Source organism: Streptomyces sp. P17 (genome assembly GCF_032436805.1).
Classification (GTDB): Bacteria; Actinomycetota; Actinomycetes; order Streptomycetales; family Streptomycetaceae; genus Streptomyces.
Window position 1 is genome coordinate 24,640 of the sequence record NZ_JAVRBF010000059.1, and the last position, 26,724, is coordinate 51,363.

General features: G+C 66.8%; 24 protein-coding genes and 1 pseudogene. 11 read left to right on the forward strand and 14 right to left on the reverse strand.

Translation table 11 applies throughout. The annotated features are described in order from the left end of the window. Nucleotides 1–100: 100 nt before the first annotated feature. Nucleotides 101–1,096, reverse strand: coding sequence for a xanthine dehydrogenase family protein subunit M (locus RMT89_RS31360; protein WP_315887112.1), 996 nt, complete (start codon nucleotides 1,094–1,096; stop codon nucleotides 101–103). Further along, nucleotides 1,093–1,578, reverse strand: coding sequence for a 2Fe-2S iron-sulfur cluster-binding protein (locus RMT89_RS31365; protein WP_315887113.1), 486 nt, complete (start codon nucleotides 1,576–1,578; stop codon nucleotides 1,093–1,095). The genes RMT89_RS31360 and RMT89_RS31365 overlap by 4 nt, the downstream gene beginning before the upstream one ends. A 295-nt stretch (nucleotides 1,579–1,873) precedes the next feature. Between RMT89_RS31365 and RMT89_RS31370 the strand changes: the two genes are divergently transcribed. After that, nucleotides 1,874–2,458, forward strand: coding sequence for a helix-turn-helix domain-containing protein (locus RMT89_RS31370; RefSeq protein ID WP_315887114.1), 585 nt, complete (start codon nucleotides 1,874–1,876; stop codon nucleotides 2,456–2,458). A 449-nt stretch (nucleotides 2,459–2,907) separates the two neighbouring features. Here RMT89_RS31370 and RMT89_RS31375 read toward each other — a convergent pair whose 3' ends face one another. The 9 genes from RMT89_RS31375 to RMT89_RS31415 form a co-directional block, all read right to left on the reverse strand. Next, the gene (locus tag RMT89_RS31375) at nucleotides 2,908–3,954 is read right to left on the reverse strand and encodes an LLM class flavin-dependent oxidoreductase (protein WP_315887115.1); all 1,047 of its coding nucleotides are present in this window, start codon (nucleotides 3,952–3,954) and stop codon (nucleotides 2,908–2,910) included. After that, the gene (locus RMT89_RS31380; protein ID WP_315887116.1) at nucleotides 3,951–4,364 is read right to left on the reverse strand and encodes a PaaI family thioesterase; all 414 of its coding nucleotides are present in this window, start codon (nucleotides 4,362–4,364) and stop codon (nucleotides 3,951–3,953) included. Before RMT89_RS31380 ends, RMT89_RS31375 begins: the two co-directional genes overlap by 4 nt. 59 nt (nucleotides 4,365–4,423) lie before the next feature. Beyond that, nucleotides 4,424–4,555 carry a hypothetical protein gene (locus RMT89_RS31385; RefSeq protein ID WP_315887117.1) on the reverse strand — a complete coding sequence of 44 codons (132 nt, stop codon included), beginning with the start codon at nucleotides 4,553–4,555 and terminating at the stop codon, nucleotides 4,424–4,426. 333 nt (nucleotides 4,556–4,888) lie between these two features. Beyond that, complete coding sequence (locus RMT89_RS31390; RefSeq protein WP_315887118.1) at nucleotides 4,889–5,725, reverse strand: MBL fold metallo-hydrolase; 837 nt, start codon at nucleotides 5,723–5,725, stop codon at nucleotides 4,889–4,891. A 180-nt stretch (nucleotides 5,726–5,905) separates the two neighbouring features. Continuing rightward, a complete protein-coding gene (locus RMT89_RS31395; protein WP_315887119.1) occupies nucleotides 5,906–6,829 on the reverse strand; it encodes an alpha/beta hydrolase in 924 nt (307 codons plus the stop codon). A 65-nt stretch (nucleotides 6,830–6,894) separates the two neighbouring features. Continuing rightward, nucleotides 6,895–7,686, reverse strand: a complete 792-nt coding sequence (locus RMT89_RS31400; protein WP_315887120.1) for an alpha/beta hydrolase — start codon at nucleotides 7,684–7,686, stop codon at nucleotides 6,895–6,897. Then, entirely contained in the window at nucleotides 7,683–8,180 is a 498-nt protein-coding gene (locus RMT89_RS31405; protein ID WP_315887121.1) for a hypothetical protein, read from the reverse strand. The genes RMT89_RS31400 and RMT89_RS31405 overlap by 4 nt, the downstream gene beginning before the upstream one ends. 538 nt (nucleotides 8,181–8,718) lie before the next feature. Further along, nucleotides 8,719–8,991 (reverse strand): alcohol dehydrogenase catalytic domain-containing protein, encoded by a 273-nt coding sequence (locus tag RMT89_RS31410; protein WP_315887122.1) that lies wholly within the window; start codon nucleotides 8,989–8,991, stop codon nucleotides 8,719–8,721. A gap of 362 nt (nucleotides 8,992–9,353) precedes the next feature. Beyond that, complete coding sequence (locus tag RMT89_RS31415) at nucleotides 9,354–10,193, reverse strand: tyrosine-type recombinase/integrase (protein ID WP_315887123.1); 840 nt, start codon at nucleotides 10,191–10,193, stop codon at nucleotides 9,354–9,356. A 681-nt stretch (nucleotides 10,194–10,874) separates the two neighbouring features. Between RMT89_RS31415 and RMT89_RS31420 the strand changes: the two genes are divergently transcribed. Then, complete coding sequence (locus RMT89_RS31420; RefSeq protein WP_315887124.1) at nucleotides 10,875–11,093, forward strand: helix-turn-helix transcriptional regulator; 219 nt, start codon at nucleotides 10,875–10,877, stop codon at nucleotides 11,091–11,093. A 315-nt stretch (nucleotides 11,094–11,408) separates the two neighbouring features. Here the strand turns inward: RMT89_RS31420 and RMT89_RS31425 are convergent, their stop codons facing one another. Both RMT89_RS31425 and RMT89_RS31430 read right to left on the reverse strand, forming a co-directional pair. Next, nucleotides 11,409–13,889, reverse strand: coding sequence for a glycoside hydrolase family 3 C-terminal domain-containing protein (locus tag RMT89_RS31425; protein ID WP_315887125.1), 2,481 nt, complete (start codon nucleotides 13,887–13,889; stop codon nucleotides 11,409–11,411). A 133-nt stretch (nucleotides 13,890–14,022) separates the two neighbouring features. Next, complete coding sequence (locus RMT89_RS31430; protein ID WP_315887126.1) at nucleotides 14,023–15,681, reverse strand: DUF5597 domain-containing protein; 1,659 nt, start codon at nucleotides 15,679–15,681, stop codon at nucleotides 14,023–14,025. 105 nt (nucleotides 15,682–15,786) lie between these two features. Between RMT89_RS31430 and RMT89_RS31435 the strand changes: the two genes are divergently transcribed. The 5 genes from RMT89_RS31435 (at nucleotide 15,787) to RMT89_RS31455 (ending at nucleotide 18,900) form a co-directional block, all read left to right on the forward strand. Continuing rightward, nucleotides 15,787–17,043 (forward strand): MFS transporter, encoded by a 1,257-nt coding sequence (locus RMT89_RS31435; RefSeq protein ID WP_315887127.1) that lies wholly within the window; start codon nucleotides 15,787–15,789, stop codon nucleotides 17,041–17,043. Between the two features lie 43 nt (nucleotides 17,044–17,086). Further along, nucleotides 17,087–17,695 (forward strand): helix-turn-helix domain-containing protein, encoded by a 609-nt coding sequence (locus RMT89_RS31440; RefSeq protein ID WP_315887128.1) that lies wholly within the window; start codon nucleotides 17,087–17,089, stop codon nucleotides 17,693–17,695. 37 nt (nucleotides 17,696–17,732) lie between these two features. Next, nucleotides 17,733–17,855, forward strand: a complete 123-nt coding sequence (locus RMT89_RS31445) for a hypothetical protein (RefSeq protein ID WP_315887129.1) — start codon at nucleotides 17,733–17,735, stop codon at nucleotides 17,853–17,855. Between the two features lie 141 nt (nucleotides 17,856–17,996). Next, on the forward strand, nucleotides 17,997–18,206 hold the full coding sequence (locus tag RMT89_RS31450; RefSeq protein WP_315887130.1) for a hypothetical protein: 210 nt from the start codon (nucleotides 17,997–17,999) through the stop codon (nucleotides 18,204–18,206). 226 nt (nucleotides 18,207–18,432) lie between these two features. Next, the gene (locus RMT89_RS31455; protein ID WP_315887131.1) at nucleotides 18,433–18,900 is read left to right on the forward strand and encodes a hypothetical protein; all 468 of its coding nucleotides are present in this window, start codon (nucleotides 18,433–18,435) and stop codon (nucleotides 18,898–18,900) included. Nucleotides 18,901–18,939: 39 nt separating this feature from the next. Here the strand turns inward: RMT89_RS31455 and RMT89_RS31460 are convergent, their stop codons facing one another. After that, on the reverse strand, nucleotides 18,940–20,388 hold the full coding sequence (locus tag RMT89_RS31460; protein ID WP_315887132.1) for a HEPN domain-containing protein: 1,449 nt from the start codon (nucleotides 20,386–20,388) through the stop codon (nucleotides 18,940–18,942). A 534-nt stretch (nucleotides 20,389–20,922) separates the two neighbouring features. Here RMT89_RS31460 and RMT89_RS31465 point away from each other — a divergent pair. From RMT89_RS31465 to RMT89_RS31480, 4 genes and pseudogenes are all read left to right on the forward strand, one after another. Further along, a complete protein-coding gene (locus tag RMT89_RS31465; protein WP_315887133.1) occupies nucleotides 20,923–22,194 on the forward strand; it encodes a Wadjet anti-phage system protein JetD domain-containing protein in 1,272 nt (423 codons plus the stop codon). Continuing rightward, nucleotides 22,191–23,465, forward strand: a complete 1,275-nt coding sequence (locus RMT89_RS31470) for a hypothetical protein (RefSeq protein WP_315887134.1) — start codon at nucleotides 22,191–22,193, stop codon at nucleotides 23,463–23,465. Before RMT89_RS31465 ends, RMT89_RS31470 begins: the two co-directional genes overlap by 4 nt. A gap of 160 nt (nucleotides 23,466–23,625) precedes the next feature. Beyond that, nucleotides 23,626–24,714, forward strand: coding sequence for a hypothetical protein (locus RMT89_RS31475; protein WP_315887135.1), 1,089 nt, complete (start codon nucleotides 23,626–23,628; stop codon nucleotides 24,712–24,714). Beyond that, nucleotides 24,711–26,724: pseudogene (locus tag RMT89_RS31480) on the forward strand (hypothetical protein); the annotation flags it as partial. The gene RMT89_RS31475 and the pseudogene RMT89_RS31480, both read left to right, overlap by 4 nt.

Genomic DNA, 26,724 nt, shown 5'->3' on the forward strand with positions numbered 1-26,724 from the left:
CCCTGTCGTTCGCTGCGCGGGAGTCGCACGAGCCGGGCGGGGGTGGTTGTCACACTGACCGCGCTTGATCTCGCCGTACCGACTGCTTTTGACCTCGGCATCAGGCGGCGCTCCCGTCGGTCAGCAGCTGCCGCAGGGTCGCCACGATCGTACGCTGTGCGAGTTCGATCTTGAAGGAGTTCTGCGGTCCGCCCTCCGCGGTGGCGAGTTCGGCTTCTGCCGCCCGCCGGAAGGACTCTTCGGTGGCCGGCCGACCGAGCAGCACGCGTTCGGCTTCCGTGGCGCGCCATGGTTTCGTGCCCACCCCGCCCAGTGCGAGCCGGACCTCTCTGACCACGCCGTCCTCGACGGCCAGCGCGGCGGCGACGGAGACGAGGGCGAATGCGTAGGACGCACGGTCGCGTACCTTGCGGTAGCGCGAGTTCGCCGCCACCGGAACGGGCGGCAACTCTACGGCCGTGATCAGCTCGTCGGCAGCCAGCACCGTCTCGACCTGCGGCGTGTCGCCGGGCAGCCGGTGGAACTCGGCGACCGGGATACGCCGCACGCCGTGAACGCTCTCCACCTCGACGACCGCGTCCAGCAGGACTAGCGCCACCGCCATGTCCGAGGGATGCGTGGCGATGCAGTGCTCGCTCGCCCCCAGGACCGCGCCGCCGCGGGAGAACCCGCCGATCGCGTCACAACCGCTGCCAGGAGCGCGCTTGTTGCACGCGGCGCTCTCGTCGTAGAAGTACATGCAGCGGGTGCGCTGCAGCAGGTTCCCGCCCACGGTCGCCATGTTCCGCAACTGGGCGGACGCGCCCAGCAGAACCGCCTGCGCCAGCACCGGGTAGCGGGTGCGGATGAGGGGGTCCGCCGCGAGCCGGCTGTTGCTCACCAGCGCGCCGACGCGGATCCCACCGTCCGGCAGTTCCTCGATCCCGGTCAGCGGCAGGCGGGTGATGTCCACGACCGTCCCCGGCTGCTCGATCCCCTCCCGCATGAGGTCGACGAGGTTCGTGCCGCCCGCGAGGAACTTCACGTCCTCACCGTCCGCGATCGTGCGCAGCGCCGTGCCCATGTCCGGTGCGCTGACGTAGGAGAACGACTTCACTTCGCCACCTCCTTGATCGCCGAGACGATGCCGTTGTAAGCGCCGCAGCGGCACAGGTTGCCGCTCATCCGCTCCCGGATCTCCTCGTCGGCCAACTCGCCGCCGGTGTCGGCGAGATGCTCGGTCGCCGCGCTGGGCGCGCCGTCCTTGTGCTCGGCGAGCATGCCGATCGCCGAACAGATCTGGCCCGGCGTGCAGTAGCCGCACTGGAATCCGTCGGTGCGGACGAACGCCTCCTGCAGCGGGTGGTCGACGCCCTCGATGGTCGTGATCTCACGACCCTGGTACTGCACCGCCAGCGCGAGGCACGCGTTGATCCGCAGGCCGTCGGCGAGCACCGTGCAGGCGCCGCACGCGCCCTGGTCGCATCCCTTCTTGGTGCCGGTCAGGCCCAGATACTCGCGCAACGCGTCGAGCAAGCTCACCTGTGGCGAGACGTCCAGCCGCTGGGCGGATCCGTTGATCCGCAGCTCGATCTCCACCGTGTCATTCCTCCGGTTCGCCCGAGGGCACGTTCTCTAGGGGGCGTCATCAGGCACAGGGGCCAGGACCAGAGGGACTCCGCCCCTCGGACCGAGAAGCCGACAGCCGGGGACCCGAATCATGAGATTAGGTCCATGATCTAGAACACGAACGTAGCAGTTCTCCGGATTACTCGCATCACTAGTGTCGCGATTTTGCACTTCCATGCAACGACTCTGATGTACATCGGCGCAGATCTGCAGGTCAGGCGTATGGTCTTCGGTGCATCACGAATACGTCAGGAGTGGGGAAGTCATGGGTCGACCGCTGCGGGCCGATGCCGCGCGCAGTGTGCGCGCGATTCTGGAGGCGGCCGAGCGGGTGCTCGCCGAAGACCCCGGCGCGTCCATGGAGCAGATCGCCGAGCAGGCGGGCGTGGTCAGAACGACCGTGCACCGGCGGTTCGCCAACCGCCAGGCCCTCATCGAGGCACTCGCCGCCTCGGCGAAGCGGCAGCTCATGGAGGCCGTGGAGGACGCCCACCTGGATACCGCCCCACCGCTCGTGGCGCTGCACCGCGTTACGGCGAACGTGCTGCGGATCAAGAGCGTTTGGCGGTTCACCCTCGGCCACCCCCTGGCCGATACCCCTCTCACCGGGGTGATCTGGTCCGAAATCAACGCCGGCGCCCTCGAGTTCTTCGCCCGCGCGCAGGACGAAGGGCTCCTCGCCCCGGACGCGGACCTCATGTGGGCACGGCGGGTCTACTACGCCCTTGTCGAAGAGTCCCTGCACGGAGGCGGCGCGGACATGGACCCGGAGCAGGTCCGACAGAGCGCGGACGCACTGGCCACGCTCATCGTCGACACATTTCTGCGCGGCGTGGGGCCGCACGGCTAAATCCGGCCTGCCTGGCTCTGTCCACCAGCGGACTCATCGAAAGTCGCCGCCGCGACCTCGATGAGGGCAACCGCAGCCTTTCCCAGGCACCCGCCCGGCCGGAACCCTCGCTCGAAGCCCTCTGCGACACGGTCCTGGAAGCCCAGCACCCGCGGTCGATGCGACGATGTTGGCCTTCTGGTGATCCGGGCCCGGGCCCTCGGCCCAGAAAGCCAGGCTTCCTGGGACCTGCCCAGTGGCCCCGCGATCGTGACCGCGCCACGCAAACCCAGGGAGTGCCAGCCTCCGTTCGGTCTGGACGCGCGGCCTGACCGGAGACCGAGGGTGTCACCGTCGGCGCGAATGCGGCGCAGTCCGTTGCGGTCGTCCGACCCGGAACGCTCACACCACCCGCGAGCCCGACACGCCCACGCCTGTGCGACGCATGGCCGCGTTCCCGGGCGCCGGACTCATCGTCGTATGCCCACCGCGTCGGCGAAGGCCTCGAGCTCACGGCGGATGTCGCCGGCGGGCTGGTACGTGATCTCGGTGACACCCTTCGCCGCCAGATCCTGGACCCTGGCAAGGACGTCGCCGGCCGTGCCGGTGAGAGTGTGCCCGACCAGCGTGTGCCCTCCGGCGTTCCAGGCGGCGGTATCGGCGTCGTTCAGGCGCAGCAGGTGGCCATTGTGCACCGCGAGGTGGCGTTCGGCCTCCGGTGTGTCGAGCACGACGGCAAGCCATTCCGGGCCGCCGGGCAGCGCCTTGACCGCTTCCTCGCCGCCGAGTTCGTAGGAGATGTGGAACAGCTGCGCCAGTGCGGGGCCCGCGGCCGTGCGAAGTCGCTCACTGGTGAGAGTTTCGCCGTCATCGAGCACGGACCCGGCTGTTCCGTAGACGACGTTCTTGAATTTCCTGGCTCCTTCGGAAATGCCGTCGGTCCCCATGATGAAGAGGCCGTCGCCGAGTGATTCAGCGATCGCTGTGCCCTTCGGGCCGATCGCCGCGATGTAGACCGGGATGGTGTCCGGCGTGCTTGGGAGGAATTCGGGGGTGTGCAGCATGCGCATCGGGCTGCCCTCCCACTCGACGGTCTCGCCCCTGAGGAGCGCGCGGAACGTCGAGACGTAGCGGGACATGTACGCCCATGAGACGGGCTGTTGCCCCATCGCCCGGCGGCCGGTGTACCCGGTGCCGAAAGCCACCGCGACCCGCCCGGGGGCCAGCCGCTCCAGAGCCGCCGCCCCGCTGGCGTTGACCATCGGGTGGCGCAGCGCCGGTACGAGAACGCCGGGTCCGAGCCCGATGCGGTGGGTGCGTTCGGCGGCCAGCGCCAGTGTCATCCACACGTCGGGGCTCTGCTGGGGTGTGTCGTAGAGCCACGCACGCCGGAAACCGAGTTCCTCGGCGATCCGGATGTGCTCCGGTGTGTCCAGCGTGGTCGCGAACGATGCCGATACGTCCAGACCCGCCGAACTCCGGCCGTGGGTGGCGGAAGAAGAGGAGGAGATGGTCATGAGTCCTGCCCCAATGTGGTCGGGAGCGCTGTGGCGGGAACGTTGGCAAGGCGCAGCTGGCCACGGGCGATGAGCTTGCCGTTGTCGGCGCTGGTGACGGTCACCTGCCACAGCTGCTGGCTGCGCCCCTGCTGGATCGCTTCGGCCAGCACCTCCACCGTCCCTGCGGTGATCGGCCGGAGGAAGTCCGTGCTGTTGGCCACTCCCACGGCGACCTGGCCCCGATCGGCTACCGCAGCCGACGCACCGACGGACGCGGCGGACTCCACCGCAGCGGTGTAGACCCCGCCGTGCACCACTCCCCACGGGGTGTGGTGCTCAGCGTCCAGCTGTATCTCCCCCCGCACCCGCGTGTGCGTGACCTCGGTGAAGCGCAGACCGACGGCCTCCACGAATGCGCTGCGAAACACGTCGAAGCCTGACAAGGGCCCCGCATCCCGGCTTGCTGACGGATCGGTCCTTGGCTCTGTCACTTGTCGTCCTCCTCGCTTGCCTGGTTGGGGTCGCCCACGGTCACCGCGGGCATGAGGACTCCGAAGAGGCCGTGCGCGCGGTACCAGACGGGACCGATGTTGAGCCGGTCCGGACAACGGGCGATCATCTCGTCGAAGAAGCGGCGCGCAGTGGGCTTCCCGGCGAGCAGGTGTTGCGCGTCGCGCAGGTACTGGCGGGTCCGGTCGATGACGGCCGGCGCTCGAACCCGGCAGGGATCGGCCGGTAGACGAGCGAGGTGTCGGGAATCAGGCCGGGGTAGTCCGTGTCCCGGAACTTCTCGCGCCCTGCGACGTCGCGGCGCATGGTCCCGATCGCGCCTTCGTGGCGTATGAGACGGCGGTGGGAAAGCGTTCAGCAGCTCTCAGGCGCGTCAGCTGCCTGCCCACAATCGTCTTCCCGCGGTGTACGCGTCGAGCACCAATGCGATCTGTCCGGTGCCTCACTGAACCAGTGCGAGCGCCCCGTACCACACCGGCGATGCGTTGACCCGATGCGGGTAGCGGCGAAGAGTGGCCTGGTAGAACTCCATCGGTGTCTGGACGCGGGCCAGAGTTTCGCGAGCGTCGAGAAGATAGCGGCGCGTCTCGTCGATGCAGCGCGGGTCGTCGGCCGCACCGGGTGCCTTGTGCCCGGCGACAACATGCAGGGGATCGAGGGCCTCAACCGTATCGATGGCCTTCAGCCACTCCTCGAAGCCGCCATTGGGTGCCTCGAGCAGCATCTGATGTGCTCCGTTGTAGATGGCGTCCCCTGCCACGACCAACCGGATCGAAGGCACCCAAAGGGCTGTCGTCGCATCGGTGTCCGTATGGCCGAGGTCTATCACCTCGAGGGGCTCCCCCTCGAGGTGCAAACCGTCAGCCGGTAGCGGGACAGCGGTGACAGAGGCAGGCGGGATCATCCCGGGGAGAGCCGGGTCCCACATCTTCGCCCGGCCCTCCGTCGCCTCGGAGTGCATCTTGCCGATAGTGCCCGCGGTCGCGTACACGGGAACGGCGGAGAAACTGGACAACAGCTCCTCGACCCCAAGCCAGTGGTCGCCGTGACCATGCGTGATGTAGACGGCGGTGAGGTTCTTCCCGGAATCGATGATCCAGTTTCGAACCCGCTCAATCTGACCGTAGGTGTAGGGAGCGTCGACGAGGACAGCGTCCCTCTCTCCGTAGATCAACGTCAGGGTGAGCGGTGATGTCGCGAAGGGTTCTCCCGTCGGAAGGGCCCCCGCTGCCCGGGGAGTTCCATCAAGAACCAGTGTCTCGTACTGCAGTTGGCTCATCGCCGTTCTCCTTTGGTCGGTCTCATCAACAAAACTCATGCGGAGATGATCCGCTTGGATACCTGAAGTCGTGTCCACCGGAGTGCAGCGACGGCGATGGCGCCGAGAGCGCGTGACTCGTCGGCGAGACTGGAATCTCCCCATCTACGGCGATCCGCTTGGCATCCGCGTCTGAAAGCCTCAGTTGGCCCGCTCAGCTGATGCGAGGTGTTGCACGAACCACTCGCCGGCGGCGACGCCCGTAACAGAGAAGTGCTTGACGTAGGCATCGAAATGACCACCCGGGAAGGTGACGAGCCTCTTGGGTTCCTCCGCGCGTTCGAACGCGGCAGTCGCGATGTCGAACGGGGTGACCGTGTCGAGGGAACCCACGATCATGAGCAGCGGGGTCGGCGAGATCCGCGTCACCCACACGCCGGGGTCGTACATCATTGCCTTGAGAGTGGACCTGAGGGTCACCTTCCGATCGAATCTCAGAAGCGGATCGATCGAATAGCTGTCCTCGAACTCCGCCATTTCGGGGTCGGAGTAGGCGGACGGGACGTCGGGATCCAGGTCGTTGACCTTCTGCCGGGCCGGTTCAGCACCTTGCTGCTGCGCGAGTTCATCGTCGTTGAATCGCTGCTGCAGGGCCCGCCGTTGCTCTGGGCTTGCGCGTCGAAGGCCTTGTTCGTAACCGCTGATAGTGGGGATCTGAGAGACGACGGCCTTGATGCGCGGGTCGCTGCCGGCGAGGACGAGGGCATGGCCGCCGGCGTAGCTCGATCCCCACAACCCAATGCGGTCGGGGTCGACACCGGGCAGGTTGCTGAGATAGGTGACCACACGTCGCCAGTCGAGGATCTGCCGCCACGGGTCGATGTCTTGGCGGGGCCACCCACCGCTCAACCCGAACCCGCGGTGATCGTGAGCGATCACTACGAATCCCAGGGAGGCGAAATGCTCCGCGTAGGCGGTGACTCCCATCTCTATGAGTCCGCCAAACCCGTGAGCGAGTGTGAGTCCGGGCGCACTGACGCCAACCTCACCTGTAGTCGGCCGATACACCCAAGCGTGCAGGGCGATGCCACCTTCTACTGGAATCCAGTGTTCTTCGCGTTCCACGGAGCTTTCACCCCTCTCGTTCCTGCCCAAGGTCATGGCTGTAGATTTCGCGAACTGCCCGTCGCTCAGACGGAGTTGACGAACTCCTGTATGCGCGAAGCAAGCGCGGCGGGCTGCTCGATGTGCACAAAGTGCCCTGCATCCCTGACCGCGACTACGCTGACCCGGGAGAACCGGGGGACCACGACGGAGCGGAGCATCTCTTCCGAGAAGAACTGATCGTCGGTGACGACCACCAGGACCGGAGCGGAAAGGGTTGAGGGTTCACGACCGGCGGGATGCCCATGTACCCACGCGAGGAGGCTTTCCAAGGCCGCTTCCACCGACTCCTCTGGCGTGGATTCCGTGAGCCGCACAAGAAGATCGTCGCTGGGGTGCGCGGTGAGCCCGAGCTTGACCTGCGCGCCCGCTTCCGGGCTGGTCAGCTTCGCTCCTGCGATGAACTGCTCCAGCACTTCCTCGGGAAGCGACGTGCCGCCCAGCGGGGCCGGGTTGACGAGCACAAGTCCCCGAAGTGCGGCGCCCAACTTCGAGGCCGCAGCTTCGGCGACAGCACCCCCCATGGACTGCCCGATGAGCACCACCCCGTCTTCGGCACCGTCGATCTCATCGATCACATCGATGACCTGGGCCGCATACGCGTCGAGTGCTGCGCTGGAATCGCCGGCCGAGGTCGCTGCTTCATTGCGCTGGACAAGAGCAACGTGCCAGCCTTGCTCGACCAGCCCACGTGCCGTCCATTCCCAGCCCTTCGCGCTGTCCCGGTAGCCGTGTGAGAACACCAAGAGTGGGCCGGTCTCGCCGGCTTCGAGGTAGCTCACTCCGGAGGCTGTGATCTGCTCGCGGAACTTCATCATCGTTCCTCCGCCGCTTCCTGGTGGACCGGCCAGGACTCGTTCAGGCTGAGTGTGTCGATCGGGCGACCCTGAATCGCGATCACCCGCCACCCGTCCTCGCCCTTCACGCAGTTGAAATTGACGGCCAGGCGTTCGATTTCTGATTCGTCGGCACGTCGCCGCGACCAGATGACCTCGATCGCGGCGCCGCGGTCGTGGAAAAGTGTCAGCCTCCTGTCGGGTACGACCGTGTGGGAGTAGCCACTCGCACGCAGGCGCGTCTGCATGCCGTCGAGAAACTCGATCACCGCCTCGGCTGACAGCAGTACAGCGGGTGTGTGTCCCTCCACGCCCACCCACAGCGGGACGCCCCAGTACTCGGTGATGAACGTGGGGGAGGTGCCTGCCGCTCCGGCTTTCACCCACCGCTGCAGATAGTCCTCGAAGAACCAAGCCCTGACCTCGTCGAAGGCGCTCTTCGCCTTGGGGTCCGGTGTAGTCGCTGCTGGCGCCATCGTCAGTGCCCATCGTCCAGGTGGCCGCGTCTATGCGCGAATCAGAATGAAAGAAGCGTAACACCGACGGTCCTTACGCAGTCAATGGTGTCCTTGGCCGAGTGGCTCGAGGGAGTCTCGCCCTCGGGTCACCCGGCCATCGGCGTCACGGAAACGAACGGCGACTGCTGTGAGCCACCCGAGCTGGGCGAAATTGGACGACCGGGCGGGCACGACACTGAACAGCCGCGGGGTGCCGCGCCCGTAGACGGAGTCGGCATCTCCGTCTGTGCCGGAGGTCTGGCTGCGACATCCGCCAAGCCCTGACTGGCCGGAGTGTCGAATAGCCGTTACGCGTTCCGGGCACGGCCGGAGCGGAGGAGGCGACCGGGCAGCGGGATGTCGGCGCCCATCGGCATCATCACGGTGGCCCGGCCCTCGGGAGCGAGCGCGGAGAAGGCCTGAACGGCGCCGACGCCGACTCCGCCGGTGTCGATCAGCGCAACGCTGGAGCCCGGCTGGGGCCGGTTGACGTCGAAGACGGTGGCCAGGCCGGTCGTCAGACAGCACGAAGCAGCGCGCCGGCCTCGAAGGAGATGCCGTCCGGCAGCGGGATGAGGCCGTGGGCGTCGACGACCATGCGCTCGGCGAACTCGGAGACGCCCAGGTACTGGCGGATCGGCTCGATATTCAGACGCAGGCGGCGTTGTCGGCGCTGCTTGGGCGAGGGGTCAGTGCAGTAGACCGTCGCACCTCTGAGGCAAGCGGCGCACCGTCCGCAGAACGTCTGGTCACCCACGATGCCCCGGTCGCCGGAACCCACTGACGTCATCGAGCTGTTTCTCGTCCGACGGTTTGCCCGCATGTGCATCAACGGATCCACAGTGCAGGGCGAGCACGCCAAGGGTGATGCTTCGCGAGGGATGCATGCGTCACGGAATGACGTGACGGTCAACAGCCATCGCCCTGGCCGAGCTTGCCGGACAGCCGAAGCCCGAGAAGCCCAGGCAGTGGTAACGGACAGTGAACTATCCGAGACCCGATATACAGACCGGGGCGCGAACCTACGGCTGCGCGGCAGGTGGCAAATACCTGTGAGACGAGGCATCACGTGCGGATATCCCGGCGGTGCATGGTCGACTTCGGCGCCAGAGTTGCTGGTCACGGTGTTCCGACAGAAGCTCTAGAACCCGGCTACCGTACTCCCAGCGGCGGGCATGTGTGGAATGCATCCCCGAACACCGTGACTTCCAGACCCTCGACAGCCAATGGTGGGCGTGCGTAGGTGTCCCACGTTTCGGAAAACCTGGCGTGCCGTGAGAGAGCTTGGACGGTCTTCGGGTCGTGCTTGCCCGAGGCTCCGAGAGTGGAGGTGTAGAAGCGCTTGAGGTGGTGGAAACGGGTGCCTGCAGGGAGGCCCGCCAGGGCGACGGCCTGACTCCACTTCTCGTTGAAGTCGCTGGCCTGAACGGGTCTTCCATGAAGGTTCGTCACAAGGAGGCCCTCGTCAACCACCTCAGCGTAGACCTGAGTTCGGCGCCTGCGTACGGCATCGTTGGAGACAGGTTCGGGTCCGTGGAAACAGGACTGGTGCGCCTGTAGCCGCTCGATCAGGAAGTGATCCACGGGAAGTGTCGCGTAGCTGGACTTTGTCTTGAGCGGCACGGCTTTGCCGCGCTGCCGTTGCTCTTCGACGTAAAGAAGATGCTCTCGCCAGCCGACCCGACTTCGTGTCAGCCCACGGGCTTCACCTGCGCGCAGTCCCGCGCACGCTCCGAGCCACACCAGGACTTCGTAGCGCGGCTCGATCTCCCGCATCGCAGCCGCAGCTGCGGCCACCTGCGCGGGGGTCAGTGCGGCTTCGTGGCCGTCTTCGATCTCCGGAAGCTCGATGCGGGCCACGATGTTTGCGGGGAGGGGAATGTCTTCATCCAGGATGTAGTGCATGAGGATGCGCCACGTCTTGAAGATCTGGACGACCGTGCGGGCGGATCCGAGATTGGGCTTTTCCAGCAAGTGGTCGACGAAGGCCATGGAATCGCCGCGACGTAGTGATGCTGCCGGGCGATTCCCCGCGAACGGAACGATGTGATTGCGGAGATGGCTTTCGTACGTATCGACTGTGCTGGCTCTCTTTTTCTTCCTACGCTTGCGCTCTATCATCTGCGTCGCGAAGAAGGCAACGCAACAATCTCCTGTTGACCGGTTCATTATCGCTGTTCGAGCACCTTCTGCTGACAGGTCGAGCAGATGGTCCAGCGCTTCCCGCCACGTACCGAACGACGTTCTGCACTCCTTGCCGTGGCGATCGGCATAGCGGGCCTGCCAACGCCGTCCTCGTCCGTGGTCTGTCGATGGGTAAAGAGGACGGTTCCTGGTGCCGCACTTGCAGGGAGAATCACCGCGGTCGGGCTTTGGGTAGGACTTGTGCCACCGGTCGAATGGCAGGAGTTTTCTCGTCATGTCTTCTCACTTACTGACCGGGCGCTCATGACGTCCTCTTCCGTGCCGTCGACCAGCGGTTGTTTGGCGGCGGGAGTGTGCGTCCGATTGGCGCCGTAGCCACTGCACTGGGTACTGGTACTCAAGTGCAGGATTTCCAGCACGAGCCCCGATTATGCACAGCTGTTCATGGTGCGCGCGGAATCGCGCCGGTCGAGTCATCATGTGCCAGCACATGAACCGTCACCTGACCCGCGACTCCTGTCCCTCGGTATGCAAATCCGTCGGCTCAGGGAAGGGCGTGGCTTCAGCTTGGAAGAACTCGCGGAGCGTAGTGGATTGAGCTTTCGAGGCCTCATCTACATTGAGCACGGGCAGCGCAATCCCGGCGTGCTGACGCTCCTGGATGTCGCGACGGCGCTTGGCGTGGAGCCAGGTGACCTCGTCAACCACATCGCGCGCGAGGAACCTGACAGGCGCGCCTCGCAGTAGGTTCGAGATGGTCATCCGGGACTGGTCTTTCGTCCGATCTTCTGTTGAGTCCCGGAGTGAGGCTGTTCCCCGAGTTGTCGCGCGCAGCTTCCGGCTCGTGCCAGCAGCCTGAGCGCACATCCGCCAGTTCACGTCGAGGTACGGGGTCCCACGAGGGTGGGATCCCGTCCCGGTGCAGGGTGGATCCGCGTCAGTGAGCTGATCCTCGTGGGGTCCCGCCGCGAATACCCAGGGAGTGATCGTGGTGAGCCGGTTCACTCCCGGCGGTGGCCTGAGGTCGCTGGCCTGCGCTCGATTACGGTCCTGGCGTCTCGGTCAGTGGGGGAACTGAATGGTTGTCCTCATCGGAAGGTTGGTGACGGAGGTGCCCACGAGTACGTGGTAAGGGCCGGGTTCGTAGTGCCAGCCGTCGGGTCGCCAGTCGGCGAAGGCGCGCAACGGGAGGGGGACGGCAACCCGAGTGGTCTCGCCGGGTTCGGCGCGGACCGTGGTGTGAGCGGCGAGCCAGCGGCTGGGGCGGTCGACGGTGGAGTCGGGGCGGGAGAGGTAGACCTGGATGACCTCCTTGCCTGCGCGTGGGCCAGTGTTGGTGGCCGTGAGGTGGACGGTGTGGCGGGCGGTGCTGTCGTCGGTTTCGGTGTCGTCGTCGACGGTGAGGTCGGCGAGGCGCCAGGTGGTGTAACCGAGGCCATGGCCGAAGGGGAAGGCGGGCTGGGTGTCGGACTTCAGCCAGGCCCGGTAGCCGATGTGGATGCCCTCGGTGTAGTGAAGTGCACCGTTGGCGGGGGTGGTGTTGAGGACGGGGACGTCCTCGGTGGTGGTCGGCCAGGTGGTGGGCAGGCGGCCGCCGGGTTCGGCGTGGCCGAGGAGGGTGTCGGCGAGGGCGTTGCCCATCTCCTGGCCGCCGAAGTAGGTGACGAGGAGGGCCGAGACGTCGTCGCGCCAGGGCAGGAGGACGGGGGAGCCGGAGTTGACGACCACGATGGTGGGGGTGTTGGTGGCGGTGACGGCGTGGACGAGGGCGTCCTGGTGTCCGGGGAGGTCGAGCTCGGTGCGGTCGAAGCCCTCGGACTCAACTTGGGAGTTGGTGCCCACGACGACGACGGCGATGTCCGCGTCGGCTGCGGCCCGGGCGGCGTCGGCGATCAGGGCGATGGGGTCGTGCGGGGCCGGTTTGGTGCCGAGGGTGATGGCGAAGGTGCCGCCCATGGCCGTGTCGCGTGAGGTGAGGTCGAAGGTGACGCGCACGGACAGGGGGGTGCCGGCGGTGGTGGTGACGGGGGTGGTGACGGCGGGTGGGGCCAGGAGGCTGGCGCCGAGGTCCTGACCGACGGCGATCGCGGTGTCCTCGTGGTGGAGTTGGTCGTCGACATGGATGCGGCCGGTGCCGACGGAGGCGAAGCCGAGCAGGCTCTCACCGGTGGTATCGGGGGTCCAGCGGGTGGTGAGTTCGATGGTGGCGGCGGTGGTGATGGGGGCGTCCCCGCCGAAGTAGACCAGGGCGGTGGAGCGGCGGTCCTCGCGGAAGAGTTCGCCGCCGTCGGCGTCGAGGAAGCGGACGAGCATGCCGGGTTCGCCGGTGGCCGGGTTGGTTGTCTGATCGAGAGGGAGCGCGGTGCGGCCGTGATGGGCGACGGCGCCGAGGCTGTGGGTGACCTCGGCATCGGGGAGGGCGGCGCGCAGTCCTTCGAGTGGGCTGACGACGCGCTCAGGCAGGACGGTGGCGGACCCGCCGCCCTGGGTGCGGGCGTGCTGGGCGTTGTGGCCGATGACGGCGACGCGGCGCAGGCGGGTGGGGTCGAGGGGGAGGATGCCGTCGTTGGCGAGGAGGACGGTGCCCTGGGTGGCGGCGTGGCGGGCGAAGGCGATGGTGTCCGACGCGGTGACCCGCGGTGGTGGGGCGGCCTGGTAGCCGTCCAGGGCGCCGACGCGGGCGGCCAGCAGGAGGACGCGCGCCACCTTGCGATCGATGACGGCCTCGTCGACACGGCCATCGCGGACGGCCGCGACCAGGGCCGGGCCCCACGGGCCGTCAGGTCCCGGCATGACGAGGTCCTGCCCGGCCTCGGCCGAGGCAAGGGAGCGGACAGCCGTCCAGTCGCTGACGACGACGCCGTCGAAGCCCCACTCGGCCTTCAACGGCGTGTCGAGGAGGTCATTCTCGGTGGCGGTCACGCCGTTGATGGCGTTGTACGCGGACATGACGAGCCAGGGGCGGGCCTGGACCACGGCCTTCTCGAAGGCGAGGAGGTACAGCTCGCGGAGGGCACGCTCGGAAACCTCGGTGCTGACGGTGAAGCGCTCGGTCTCATAGTCGTTGGCGACATAGTGCTTGGGGGTGGCGGCGACGCCGTGATCCTGCAGGCCGCGCACGAAGGCGGCGGCCAGGTCGGCGGTGAGGACGGGGTCCTCGCTGAACGCCTCGAAGTGGCGGCCCCCGAGCGGGGAGCGGTGAAGGTTGATCGTTGGGCCGAGGACCACGTCGACGCCCTTGTGGCGGGCCTCGGCGGCGAGCACGGCACCGTAGCGGTAGGCCAGTTCGGGATCCCAGGAGGAGGAGAGGGCGGTCGCGGATGGCAGGTTGAGTGAGGGAGAGCGCTCGTCCCACACCTCGCCCCGCACCCCCGAGGGGCCGTCGGACAGCACCATCCGGCGCAGGCCGATCGACTCGACCGGCGAGGTGGTCCAGAAGTCCTGGCCGGTCAACAGCTTGACCTTGGTCTCCAGGGACAGTTCGGCGAGCAGTCGGTGGAGCTCGGGGGAGCCGAGACCGAGGGAGGTGCGGGAGGGGGACATGACTTTCTCCTTGCTGGACATGATCAGCGAGCGGGTGGGCGGAGAGCAGCCGCCCGGCGCCGTTCGAGTTCGTCGGTAACCCGCCTGACGTCGCGCGGGTCTGCACGATGGACCGCGGAGCTGGGCCTGGCTGTCAGTCCAGAGCGGGTGCCTCCCGAGAGGGGAAGCGATAGATGCGGCAGCGAGAGATCCCCGAGTGGTCACCGTGGGCGGGGATGGGGAACGGGCTGGCCGAGGTCTGCCCAGACTGCGGATGCATCCAGGCGGTCCCTCCCGCGGTTTCGTCGCCATTGAGGCGGCGCTCCGCCTTCCACCCGTCCGGACCGCCGCGCCCTTCGGTGACGGCCTCGAGCCCGATCTGCCACGCCGGGTCCGTGGTCGTGAAGCCGATGCGGAAACCCCGGCCGACCGCGAGGAAGACGTCCTCCTCCTGCGCCACGATCAGCCCGTAACCGTACGTTCCCGCAGCGTCGATCCCGATGGGAGCCCACCGGGTCACCGTCAGGACGATCGAGCCCATGGTCAGGGCGACGCGCGGAGTGGCGTCATCGAGGTGGAAGCCTCTTGTGACGGCTGGTGTGCCGTCCGCCAGGGTCAGCATGGACTCGGTCTGGCGGATCAGGTCGTAGACGTCGGAAAGCTCGGCGAGCTCGGGGAGGTCGGCCGAGTCCGTGCCGAACGGGGAGACACCCAGGGCGTGGTACTCGCCGATCGCGAGCAGCGCATGCCCGGCCCCCACCGCGTCACGGCGCATCTCGGGGATGAAAAGACCGCCCGACATGGTCAGGAAGTCGCCGAAGACCGTGTCGGGCTGGCCGAAGTAGAAGTCCGGGGCGAACAGGTCGACGGTGGGTGCTGTCATCCGCCAGACGCCAGCCACGCGGGGGAGCGGCCCTCCGCTGGGATAGGTGCCCGGGACCTGCCCCCCGGCGACCGCGAAACCCGGGATGTCGAGATCGATCTCGCTGTCCAGCCAGGCGTTGGTGAAGAAGGGCACGGGGGAGACGGAACGGCCCGCCCGCGCCAGCTTCTCGATGTGGCTCGCGAACGCCCAAGCCATGAAGGCCTCGTCGCGTGCCGAAGGATCGCCCGGCAGGTCGCTCCAGCACAGGCCCGCCGGTACGGTGGTGGCGTCCTGCGAGGACAGCACATGACGGAGGTTCTCGGGGACGGGCTGGGCAAAGGCCTTCTGCGCCTCCCGGGACCGGTCACGAGAGGCGCCGAGCAGTCCGACCTCGTTCTCGATCTGCACCATGAGCACGGTGCGGTGTTCGGCGTCGATCTCCTCGATGTACTCCATCACGCGGCGGAAGGCGGCCAGGTCGAGGTCGCCGGGTGCGAACGGGGTCAGGGTTTCCGTCACGCGCCCGTCCTCCAGAACGCAGCGCGGAAACCGGTCCCAGTCGCGCTTCACCCACGTCGGTGCGTAGCTGGACGAGCCGTTCTTCCATGCTCCGAACCACAGCAGGATCACCCGCAGTCCGGCAGCCCGAGCCTCCTCCAGAACCGATCGGACCGAGTCGAGGACGAAGCGCCCCTCCACGGGTTCGATCTCTTCCCACGTGACGCTTGCCAGCACGGTGTTGGCGTTGGCGGCGACCGCGGACCGCAGACCGGCGGCCAGCGAACCGGCCGCTGAAGGGGAGGAGTTGTGGAGCTCGACGCCGCGTACGAGGAACGGATCCCCGTCGACGACGAGCCGGGCCGGTCCCTGTGACCTGTCGAGCCGGGGTGGCGGGCAGGCTTCCGCCTGCTGAACGCCGGTCGCCGAAGTGGTCACTGCGTGATTCACGGAGCCTCCTGGAAAAGAATGGTCGACGAAAATGTAGCGCTTGAGCTGTTTTCGTGGCTAGCATCTCACGCACCGTCTCTCACCGTGCTGCAAAGGAGCAGGCCAGTGACCCTTTCCACGAGACCAGACATCCCCCGGGGAGACCGTGAACTGAGTCGGGGGCCGGCCCGGCTCGGCAGGCTCGGACCGCTGCTGTTCCTCGTTCACGCGGGCTGGATGCTTCCGTTCGCCGCTGCGGGCACGCTCATTCCGGCGATCATGACGGAGATCGATCCCGACCGGAAAGTGGCGCTTTACGGCACCCTCGCCACCACCGGCTCGCTGGCCAGCATGATCGCCACGATCGTCATCGGCACACTGTCCGATCGCACCCGTTCACGCCTGGGCAAGCGCAACCCATGGATCGCCAGTGGTGGCGTCGTCCTCGCCATCGCAGCCACCACCATGTCGTTCACCAGCAACTTCCCCCTGCTCGTCGCGCTCTGGATCACCTTCCAGGTCGGCCTGGCAGTGGTCCTCGCCCCGTTGTTCGCCGTACTGCCGGACCGGGTGGCACCCAGCAACCTGGGCAAGGCGTCCGCCGTCATCGGATTCGGCCAGCTGGTCGCTCAGAGCCTGGGCAGCGTCGTAGCCGGGGCTCTCATCACCGTCCCCCGAGAAGGACTGCGCTGGCTGCCCTGGCTGATCGCCGTCACCACGGTGCTCTTCGTCCTCCTGGCCCCCGAGCAGGACAACCGCAACGAGCCGCGGGAGACAGGGTCCGCACGGGCACTGCTGCGCAGCTTCATCCCCCCGCGCGACCGTGATTTCCTCCTGGCGCTCATCGGCCGCTTCCTGCTGCTGATGTCCTTCATGAGCGTGCTGCTCTACCAACTCTTCGTGCTCACCGACTACATCGGGATCGGCGTCGGGGAAGCCGGCCGTGTCATCGCCACCGGGGGCGTCGTCATGGCGGTCAGTTCGGGTGCGGCGACGGTACTGTCCGGCCCCCTCTCCGACCGCCTGGGCAGACGCAAACCCATCGTGATCACCGCCTCGCTCATCTTTGCCGCAGCCGAGACGCCTCTGGTCCTGTCCCATTCCCTGGCGGCGTTCTACACGTTCCTGGGCGTCGGCGGTTTCGCCTACGGGATCTACATCGCCGTCGACCAGGCGCTCCTGGCGGACGTCCTGCCCAACGGCGACGACCGCGCGAAGGACATGGGGATCCTCAACATCGCCAACACAGGACCCCAGGTGCTCGCACCGATCGTCTCGGGTCTCGTTGTGACCGCCGTCGGGTACCGCAGTGTCTTCGTCATCGCGATCGCACTGGCATTGGTGTCGGCGCTGGTGCTCCTGCCCCTGCGGCGCGTGCGGTGAAAAGGGCCGTAGGCCGTCGTTGTGCAGTGCCTATACTTGGATCATGGGTGACCCTGCAGCGACGGCCGGGCGGCGTGGTCCGTATGCCAACACCGCACGGCGCAAGGCCGAAATCGTCGAAGCTGCCGAGCGGGCCTTCGCCGTCGCCGGCTACCACGGGGGAGCGCTGCGGGAGATCGCCCGCCAGCTCGATCTGAGCTTCACAAGCCTGCGGCACCACTTCCCCACCAAGGAAGAGCTGCTGATCGCGGTGCTCGAGAACGCGGACAACCGCGAAAAGGAATCCTTCGAAAGGGACTTGCTGCACAGCGGTCTCATCGACGCAGTCATCGCCCTGGCCGAGCGCAACCTCGCGAAACCAGAGTCGCTGCGACTGCTGGCAGTCCTGTCGGCCGAGGCGTCGTCCACCTCTCATCCCGCCCATGTCTGGTTCGTCGAACGCTATGACCGAGTCCGGGCCCTCGTCGAGAAGAGCATCCGGTCCGACATCGCCCAAGGGCGCCTTCCGGCGAATACCCAGGCCGCCGAGGCGGCCTACGCATTCGTCGCCCTGTGGGACGGACTGCAGCTGCAGTGGCTGATCGATCCGAGTTTCGACCTCGTCGCCGCCTTGAGGAAGGGACTCCGTGCTCTCCTCGGCCAAACTCCGTGAACGCCGTACATCAGCGTGATCTTGCGAGGAACCCAGGATGAAGGCCTACACCAGATCATTCATCGGCGACCGCGAGATCGATCCCAGCCTGCCCCCGATCGACTACACGCCTTCAAGGAAGAAGGCGGCAACGGCGTATCGGCATAGAGCCCGCCGCTGATCAGCATCGAACCGTGGCCACCGGCCCTCCCTCGACTTCATCCGATACCGCGGCGACATCAGACGGTTCCTGGCATATACCGCCTCCGAGCCGACCGTTGCCGACTCCCTGTTCCTGAGTGACCGAGAAGGCCACGACTGGGTGGCACTCAAGAGCTTCGTGAACAAGGCCGATCCGATGGCCGACAAGGGATGGCGGGGCCTGCAGGAGAAGAGCAGCACCCACACACTGCTCGTCAAGGTGGATGATGCCAACGCCCTCATGAAGGCCGCCCTGCGAGACGAATCACGTCACGACACCCGTGATCTCCTCGACTCACACGGCCACACCGACTGCTGCTATGTCGGCTAAGTGGGCCGTACCGGACCGAACTGCCCACACCGGCACGACACACGTCGCCGGGTAATGATCGGCGGAAAGAGATCGGCGGAAAGAGGTAGAGGTCGTACCCACCATCGAGCAGTACACCTGGGAAGGCAGCACCCTCGACTGCTCCATCGGCGAAACCGCAAGCGTTGACCTGCCCGCGACCTTCATCCAACAGGCCGCGGGATTGACCTTCACCCATTAGAACAACTTGGGAGTATGGGCCCGAGCGCAGCTGACCGCTGACACCACAGACATCGAGACGGTCGTCTGCCTCCAACGCCGGATACACGACGAGGCGCTGAACGAACAAGCCAACCGCCAACGCCAGCACCAGGCGGAGGAACTGCACCAAGCCCTGTCCACGACACCCACACTGACTCTCGCCTACTGGCTCATCCACCAACCACAAGCCGCCGACCCAAACACCATCGAAGCCCTGAGTCGGCTGACGCGCGAAATCGCCACCTACGCCCCCCACACCGTTTGGGTCCAAGTCGCCCACCTGCTCCAGACCTTCGTGCAGGACCTCGACACGCCCGCCCGCGTGAACCTCGTCGACAGCCTCGCCCAGATCTTCACCCGAAACGACCAGCCAGAACTTGCCGACCATCTGCGTTCCATCGCAAGGCAGATGCAGTCCGCCGACGGATACTCGCCAAGCAGCCCGCCACGCTGAGGGCTTGCAGGGGAGCCGCACCTTGATTCCCTGCAAGCCCTAGGCGAGAGGAGGGTCAGCGCTAGCGAGGGCGTCGATACTGGTGAGAGTGTCGCGCCATGCTTCCCGCCATGTCTTCCGGCGGAGATCGTCGACCATGGCAGCATCGACGCCCGTATCCGCGTTCAGGGGCCACAGCGGGGTGTCGTCGACTGCAAGGCAGATTCGGGCGAGCAGGCTACGGCGGACGAGGTCGCGCAACCGTTCTACGGCGTGCGCGATCGCTGTTCCATCAGGTAGGCCATCGGGAACGGTCGAGATCTTCCGGACCTCCTTGAGGAGAGCCTTCTCGGTCATGGCGCCGCCATGAACGAGTGTGGATCGGAGCCCATAGATCACGCCCACGTCGTTGAAGATCTGCTCTGTGGGATCAACGGCGGTGGACAGTAGCGTCGACGCGCGGATCTTCAACCGTAGCGTGACGTCGGTTTTCTCCTTTCCGGACAGAGCTGCTTCGAAGGCGGTCGCCAGGTCGACGATCTGCTCGGACCAGCCGTATGCGTGGAAGGACAGAACGAACTTCTGAAGCGCCATGCCAAATGAGGTGAACGCCATGTCCGTTCGCGGCTGCTCCGCTGCGGTTAGGAGCCGCCCGAGGCCGTCGACACGGCTGACATCATCCGAGCCGAGAGTGATCACGCGGGCGGCCAGTTGCGTCGGAGAACCGAACCCGGGCCCCGCGCCCCGGAAGCGGAGCACGGTGGGCTTGAACTCTCGGACCGTGTGAGTCGCCCCTTGGATCTCCGCCATCGACTCGCTGGTGCTCGGCTTCAACAGCCGTACCAGCAACATGAACCGCTCGATCCGCTGCGACAGCGGCTTGGCCAGATCGAACGGCTTTGCGCCGCTGTCCTGCGCGATGATGACGCTCTCCGGCGGCGCGAAACCGTGCGGCCGGTCTCGACCGTAGGCGCTCGCTGCCCCAGGGATCACCGTCGAGATGATCCGCTGCAACTCGCCATCGTGGTCCGCTGCTTGCGAGATCACCGGCTCGACGCGGATGTTGGTGAACTCGACTGGCTTGCCGTCTGCGGTGGTCATGTGGGAAACCACGCGGCAGCACGCCACCTCGTACGTGTCTGCGTGAACAGCCTGGATCAGGTCCCGCAGCGCCTGCTCGGCGGCTGGTCCATCAGGGGAAAAATCCTCCCGCGCACGAGTCAACCGGGCGATGAACGTCTCTAGGAAGCTGAAGACCAATCCACCAGGGAACTCGCGCTCATGCAGTGGTCGGCCGGCGTCGAACCGAGGATGAGAAGCGGCAATCGCCTCTTCAAGCGCTCGGTACTCGGCCAGCGGCATGACGGAATTCCCGAAGTAGTCGCGCCCCACCTCCAGGTATGGGTGGAAGGCCGGCGGCGGAACCACCCGCTCCTCCTGGAGCCGAGCCCATGCCGCAGCCAGGAATGCTCGCCCCGTGTCTTGCAGGCGCCTGTCGATGTCGTTCACTCACCCAGCATGGACGAACGCTCAAGCACCTGCACTGCTGTTTCGCCCCGGGCTCCGTGGTGAGGGCATCAGCCGGAGCGGGCAACCTGCGCCTGCGTCGCCAGTCACGGTCGGCCCGCCCTTCGTCGCCACCCGTGTGGCCCGCGTGGCGTGTGTTGTCGCATTCAGACGCACAGGGCCCGATGCGACATTCCCGAGAAGTGATGTACGCCTCAACTCATGTGGTCTGTCCGGTATTCGACGCACCGATAGCCTCGTCGGGCAACGGAGCCGCTGATGGCCACCAACCGCCGCATGACGCCGGGAGGCCTAGCGCACAGGGCCGCCGGCGAAGGCGGCGGCCGGGGGAGAGGGGGACCTGTGGGAGTCGCTGCGCGTACCGGGATCGGGCTGCTCTTCGGCGAGTCGTTCGGGCGTGTGCCCGTCGAGGTAGAGGGAGTACCGCAAGGACTGCGCGCCGTCACAGTTCCGACTCGGCGAGATGGGCAGGACAGGCTGCCACGTAACCGCCGACGGAAGCTGAACGTCACGCAGGTGGACTTGGTTCCGGCCGACGAAGTGCTCCTGTACGGACCGCCCGAAGGGCTCTCGCCATCGCACCTGGTGTGGGTGCTGGACTCCGGGCGACGCGAATGGGCATCCGTCATCAAGCGCTTCGACATGCAGGCCTACGAGGTGGCGGCCGACTTGGTCCGCTGCGGGGCAGTGGTGTTGCGCTGTGAAGTGGACGAACTGCTGCAACTGGGCCGCCCCGTGCGCTGGAGGCTGACTCAGGCCTGGCAGGAACAGGCAGAAGATCGCCTGGCGGAACTGCGCGGCGCCCGTGATCCGCGCCGTGCCCGCCGGGATCTTCTGCAGGTGATGGAGCCGGTGGAGCAGCTCGCTCAGGAGCGGCAACTGCTCGCCGCAGTCCCCGAAGACGCGGGCTTGGTCGTTCCCGCCGGAAGCCTCGTCCGCACAGCCGCGTGGTCGGTATTCGAGGCTGCGGTCAGGGCCGCCGCCCAGTGGTGGGAGCTGCGTGGTCAGGGCGAGAAGGAAGTGACCTTGAAACAGCTTGCCGCGCACGCGTTGGGGGGATCCAAGACGTGGACGGCACAGCAGCAGGTCGGGTTTGCCAACCTCATCGGCATGGACTTTGAGGACGCGGTCCGTGAAGAAGACACTGATCTGCGGGTGAAGGGCCCGCTGTCGTGGCGCATCGGCGAGGTCGCCGCGGACGCCGCGGTCGCCCAGCCCTGGGTCGGGCTGCCCTCTCAAGGCATCAGAGTGATCGGCCAGGCCCACTGCAGCGCCCGCGGTGTACTGGTGATCGAGAACTCCGACACCTTCGGAGTAGTGTGCCGCAGACTGCCGGAGCTGACCTCGCAGTGGCTGTGCGTCTGGGGCGCCGGCTACGCACGCGATCAGCTCGTCATGTTTCTTCAGTGGCTGCAGCCCAGGCCGATCGTCGCGTGGTGTGATCTGGACGCTGACGGCATCGGCATCATTCATGATCTGTCCCGTCGGCTGGGCGCACCGGTGCACGCCGTCGGAATGGACGTGGACCTATGGCGTCAAGGCCCTTACCGCCGGCGTAAGAATCCTGAGCAAGAGAAGGCACTTGACGCTGAACACGCCGCGGACCTGGCACAGCGCGTGACGGGCCCCCTGCGCCAGCTGGCCCTCGCCGTCACCGAGAGTGGGGAGTCCCGAGAGCAAGAGACGCTCTACACCTCCGTGCTCCCCCGTCTGCCCGAGCTGCTTGAGCCCTTTCTCCACCTGCCCATACCTGAGCCCACTCACCCGAGCCAGGAGCACACACGGTGACCAGCGGCCAGCTGCCCTTGGACGAGCACAATCAGGTTCTCCTCGCGCCCGGCCAACGGCTGATGAACTGGCGTGCCTTCTTCGCCCCGCTGGCAGCCCACCGCGAGGCACTGGTGAAGGACCCGGAACTGGTCCGCCTGGCCGCAGACATCGTCGCAGTGTTCGCCGAACACGCCGCCTCCAGCGGACTCACCCGAAACCAGATGCGGGAGTACCTGGGACCCAGCGGGAGGGGCTGGCCCTCAGCCGTCCTGGAGTCGCGCCTGTCGCTGATGATCGACATGAGTTTCCTGGAGCCCTACGTACTCAAGAAGCACCAGGACCGCTATGTGATGCGCCCCGCGGGCCTTGCCGGCGCCATCGCAGCCGAACGCCTCGCCCTGCACGGGGGAGTCGACGAACTGATCGGCCTGCTGGACCGTACACGCGAGCTGCTGGAAAGGGACGACCCAGATCCCACCCCGGTCCTACAGGCACTGCGCACATGCCGGCACGGACTGACGGTCTTCGCACTTGACCTGCAGCGGCAGGTCATCATGGCCACGCCCGCAGAACTCATCAACGCCCAACGCCAGCACGACCACACCGACTTCAGCCGCCAAGTGAAGGCCCTGAACGATCTGGTTACCCGGGCATTCTCCGGAGACCTCGTCCTGGAGGACGCGGCCACCGCGTTGATCGAGGCCGCACAGTTCTACCGCGAGCAACTCCTCGCGGCCATCGAGAAGATCCTGGAGCACGGCGGCGGAAGTCTGAACCTGGACGTCCTCACCCCCGCCGAGTACCTCCAGCTCGCCAAGACCGCCGGCGTCGAACGTCTGGGACACTTCGGCGAGTTCCTCGTCGCCGACACGCCCCACGTGCTGATCGACGGCCAGCACGTGCTCGACACCGCAGCCGCGTACACCCCGCGGCGGCCGCCGCGTCCGCGTCCGGCCCCGCCCCAGCCAGCACCCGATGACGCCGCCGATCCCTTCGCCGCCCTGGACGACGCGACCCAGCACGAGATCCTCCGCCAGGAAATCCTCCTGGAGGACCTCCTTGGTGGGCAGCACCATGCAGCCCTTGCCGACGTTCTCGAAGCACGAGGCTGGCCCGGAGCCGGGCGACTGTTGGTCGAACTCCTGGCCGCCGATGCAGATCCCCTCGTCGACTGCCACATCGAGATCGCTGTGCCGGTACGCGTCGATCCCACCGCCAAGGTCACCTACCTCCACGACATCATCCTCCACGCCGGAACCGACAACGGAGGCCACAACCGTGACCGGTGACAGCGCCCCACCAACTCCCTCCGCACTCCTGCTGGCAGCCATCCGCGCTGCCGGCTCAGTCGTCACCCCCCGAAATGCAGACCTGCTCGAGGAAACCGCTGATGCCGCCCAACGAGCGGGCCGGACCGTGCTACAGCTCCGGGCCGCAGGGGAGACCAGGATGACGCTGCGCCTGGGATGGCCCGCGGGCAGCGCCCCGGACATCGAGCAACTGGGAGAGCAAGCTCCCGCCACGCTGCCCCGGATTCCGACCCTGGTCTGGGCCCTGTGCCTGAAGGCCGCATGGCCCGATCCCACTCTGCCGCACTACCCCGGGCAGCCCTTTTCCGCCCAGCTGATCGAGAACGCCGGCGTGCACCTGGGCGCGGATCGCAAGAGCGTCTCCACCGCTCTGGAGCGCGTACTGCCCGGGCACGGTCTCATCGTGGCGGTCGGCCCGTCACTGCATCTGGGGCCCGCCGTGGCCACACTGCCCAGTCCCACAATCGCCGCGCTCCGCCGAGGCCACCACCGGCTGCCTGACCCCTACCAGCAGCACACTGTGCACCCTTCACCCCCTTCCGCAGAGGCGCACGCTGACGATCCGGACACCGCTACCTCGCCGCACGAGCTCACCCCGCCGGACGCGACTGCTCAACACAGCAGCGAGCACATCACCCACAGCATCGTCACCGCCCTAGAGAACGCGTGCGGCCCACTGCCCCCACGCAACCTGCCGGCCCTCACCGACCCCGACGTCCGCGCCCATGTCCAGACCGCCTTGGCCGACATTGGCCGCACACTCATCCGCACACCCCAGGGCACCTGGACCACCGGATACCCAGACCTGGTCGCCGCAGCACTCGCCACAGCCGGGATCGGCACGCTCAGCCCCGCCGAGCGAACCGTCCTCGCCCTGGTCCTCCTGCACACCGTGGCTCTGCCGCGAGCCCAAGGACGCCACACGCACCCGCAATGGAACGCCACTCAGCATTCCGTCACCCTGCGAGAACTCGCCCGCAACCGGGCCCTGACCAAAACCACGATCCGCGAGGCCCTGCGCACCCTGACCGCGGCAGGGATGGTCGATACCGCAGGCCAGGGAAACTACGTCCCCGGCCCGTGCCTGCAACGGCTGAGTGAAACCAGCGTCGCCGCCTTGTGGGAGGACCTCATCCTCGCCGGCCGGCCCGATGGCCACCTCGCCAGCGCCATCGCGCGGCGTCGCCAAGCCGCCCGCCCCGCCGTCCCGTCCCAGGAGCACCCGTGACCACCCCAACCGGCCTCGACAGTCATCTGTCCACCGGCATCATCGGCAGCCGGAAACTGGTCGCCGTCCAGACCTTCGCCATCGCCCGGCTCACCAGCGACCCGGTTGCACTGATTCCGGGCACCTTCATCGCCGTGACCGGTCGAGGCCCCAAGGACTCCAACGAATCAGGCAAGACCAGCTTCCTCGCCGCCGTGGCGCTGCTCCTGGGCGACCCCGAATGGCAGATCACCAGCAACGGCACAGCCAATACCGTCAACCTGCTCTTCGAACCCGTGATCGCCGGCGCCTCCACCCAACTGGTCGACGCAGCGGACCGCGGCTATATCGCTGGCGTCTTCGCAGAATCCGATGGCAGTCGCCCGCACAGCGTCTGGCTGCAGATCAGCAACGACTCACCCCACGTCCAAGTACGCCACCACCCCGGTGTCCACCTGCTCACCGACGGTACAGACGACGAGCGTCACCGGGCAGCACCGGCGTTCTACCAGCAACTCGGTGTCGAGGCACTGGGCTCCGGCGAATACGCCAACCAGCTCTACGGCCGATCGCCCAAGGTATTGGCCTACGTGGCGTCCCGCGGGCAGGTGCGCTCACGGCCCTCCCTACTCAAGCTTGAAGCCGGCACCTACTCACCCGACCACATCGGTGATGCCCTGATCACCCTGTCCGGCCGCGCCAGCCTGCTCGAACACGACAAAGGACAACGCAAGGCACTGGAGGACAAGCGAGCCAAATACGCCAAGTCCCTTCAACGACACGACGAAGCACTCGCCAGGGAAGACACCATGCTCCGCGAGGCAGAGGCCCGAGACGAACTCCGCCGCAAGATCGGCAGCGCCGAAGCCGACCGCCACGCCGCCCTGGCCCGCACCCTGCTGGACGAGACCGCACGCCTGCGCAGCGCCGAGATCCTCCTGCCCAAGACTGCGGCCACCCACAAGACGACGACCGATCTTCTTGAACACCTGGAAGCCCAGAAGACCGCCGCCTCCAACCTCACAGAACTCGACCGCACCTGCAAAACAGCCGAACAGAACAAAGACCAATGCCTCACCGACTTGACCAACGCTCAGACCGAGGAACGCCACCTCGCAGAAGCACTCGCCAAGGCGCACAAGACGCTAGACGAGGCTCGGACCCTCAGCGCCACCCACGCCGGCGAAACTGCGGCCGCGCTACAGGAACAGCTGACGCTACTCACCCAGCAGACGGCAGAAGCAGAGATCAACCGCGGCATCGCCCGACGTGACGCCCGCCATTACGCCGACCAACTCCGCAAAGCCGAGCAGGGACAAGCAGGACTCGTCGGGGAGGTCCTGCGCGCGCTGGCCGCAGAGGAGGACATCACCGGCGTAGGCCTGCTCGACCAGATCGATCTCGACGACCAGACCCGAGACAAGTGGGAAGCCGCCCTTCACCCGTGGCGCGATGCCGTCTGCGTGGCAGATGCCGATCTGCCCGCCGCTCTCAAAGCACTGACCGCGCTGCCCGGCGCAATCCTCATCACCGAGGACCCCAGCTGGACCGCGACTGCCACCTCACACACCGGCCACGAGACCACGTGGCCAGCCGGCATCCGCTCGGCACCAGAACCGGCACGCCACTTCCTGCACGTCCTCGCCGACCAGACCCAATGGACCGAACAGCCTCCGCACTCCAGCGTCGATGCCCTCGGCCTCCACATCGTCGGATCCTTCCCCAACCCGACCGTCGGGCGGGCTGCCTTGTGCGCTCACCTGCGCGCCCGTCACGACGAGGCCCTGCTCAGCCAGCAGAAAGCGGAGAACCTCCTTGAGCATCTCGCACGTCGCATCACTCTCACAGAGGCTGAACTCAAGCGGGCCCAGGCCTTCGAAGCCCTACCGCAACTGCTGAAAGACCACCGTGGAGCCACCGACAAACTCACCCACAGGCGCAACACACTTCCCCAGTGTGAACGGTCACGTAATTCCCCGGGCCCGGCGTCACGTAATTCCCCAGGTCCTGACCTCGTCCATGTCTACTTGA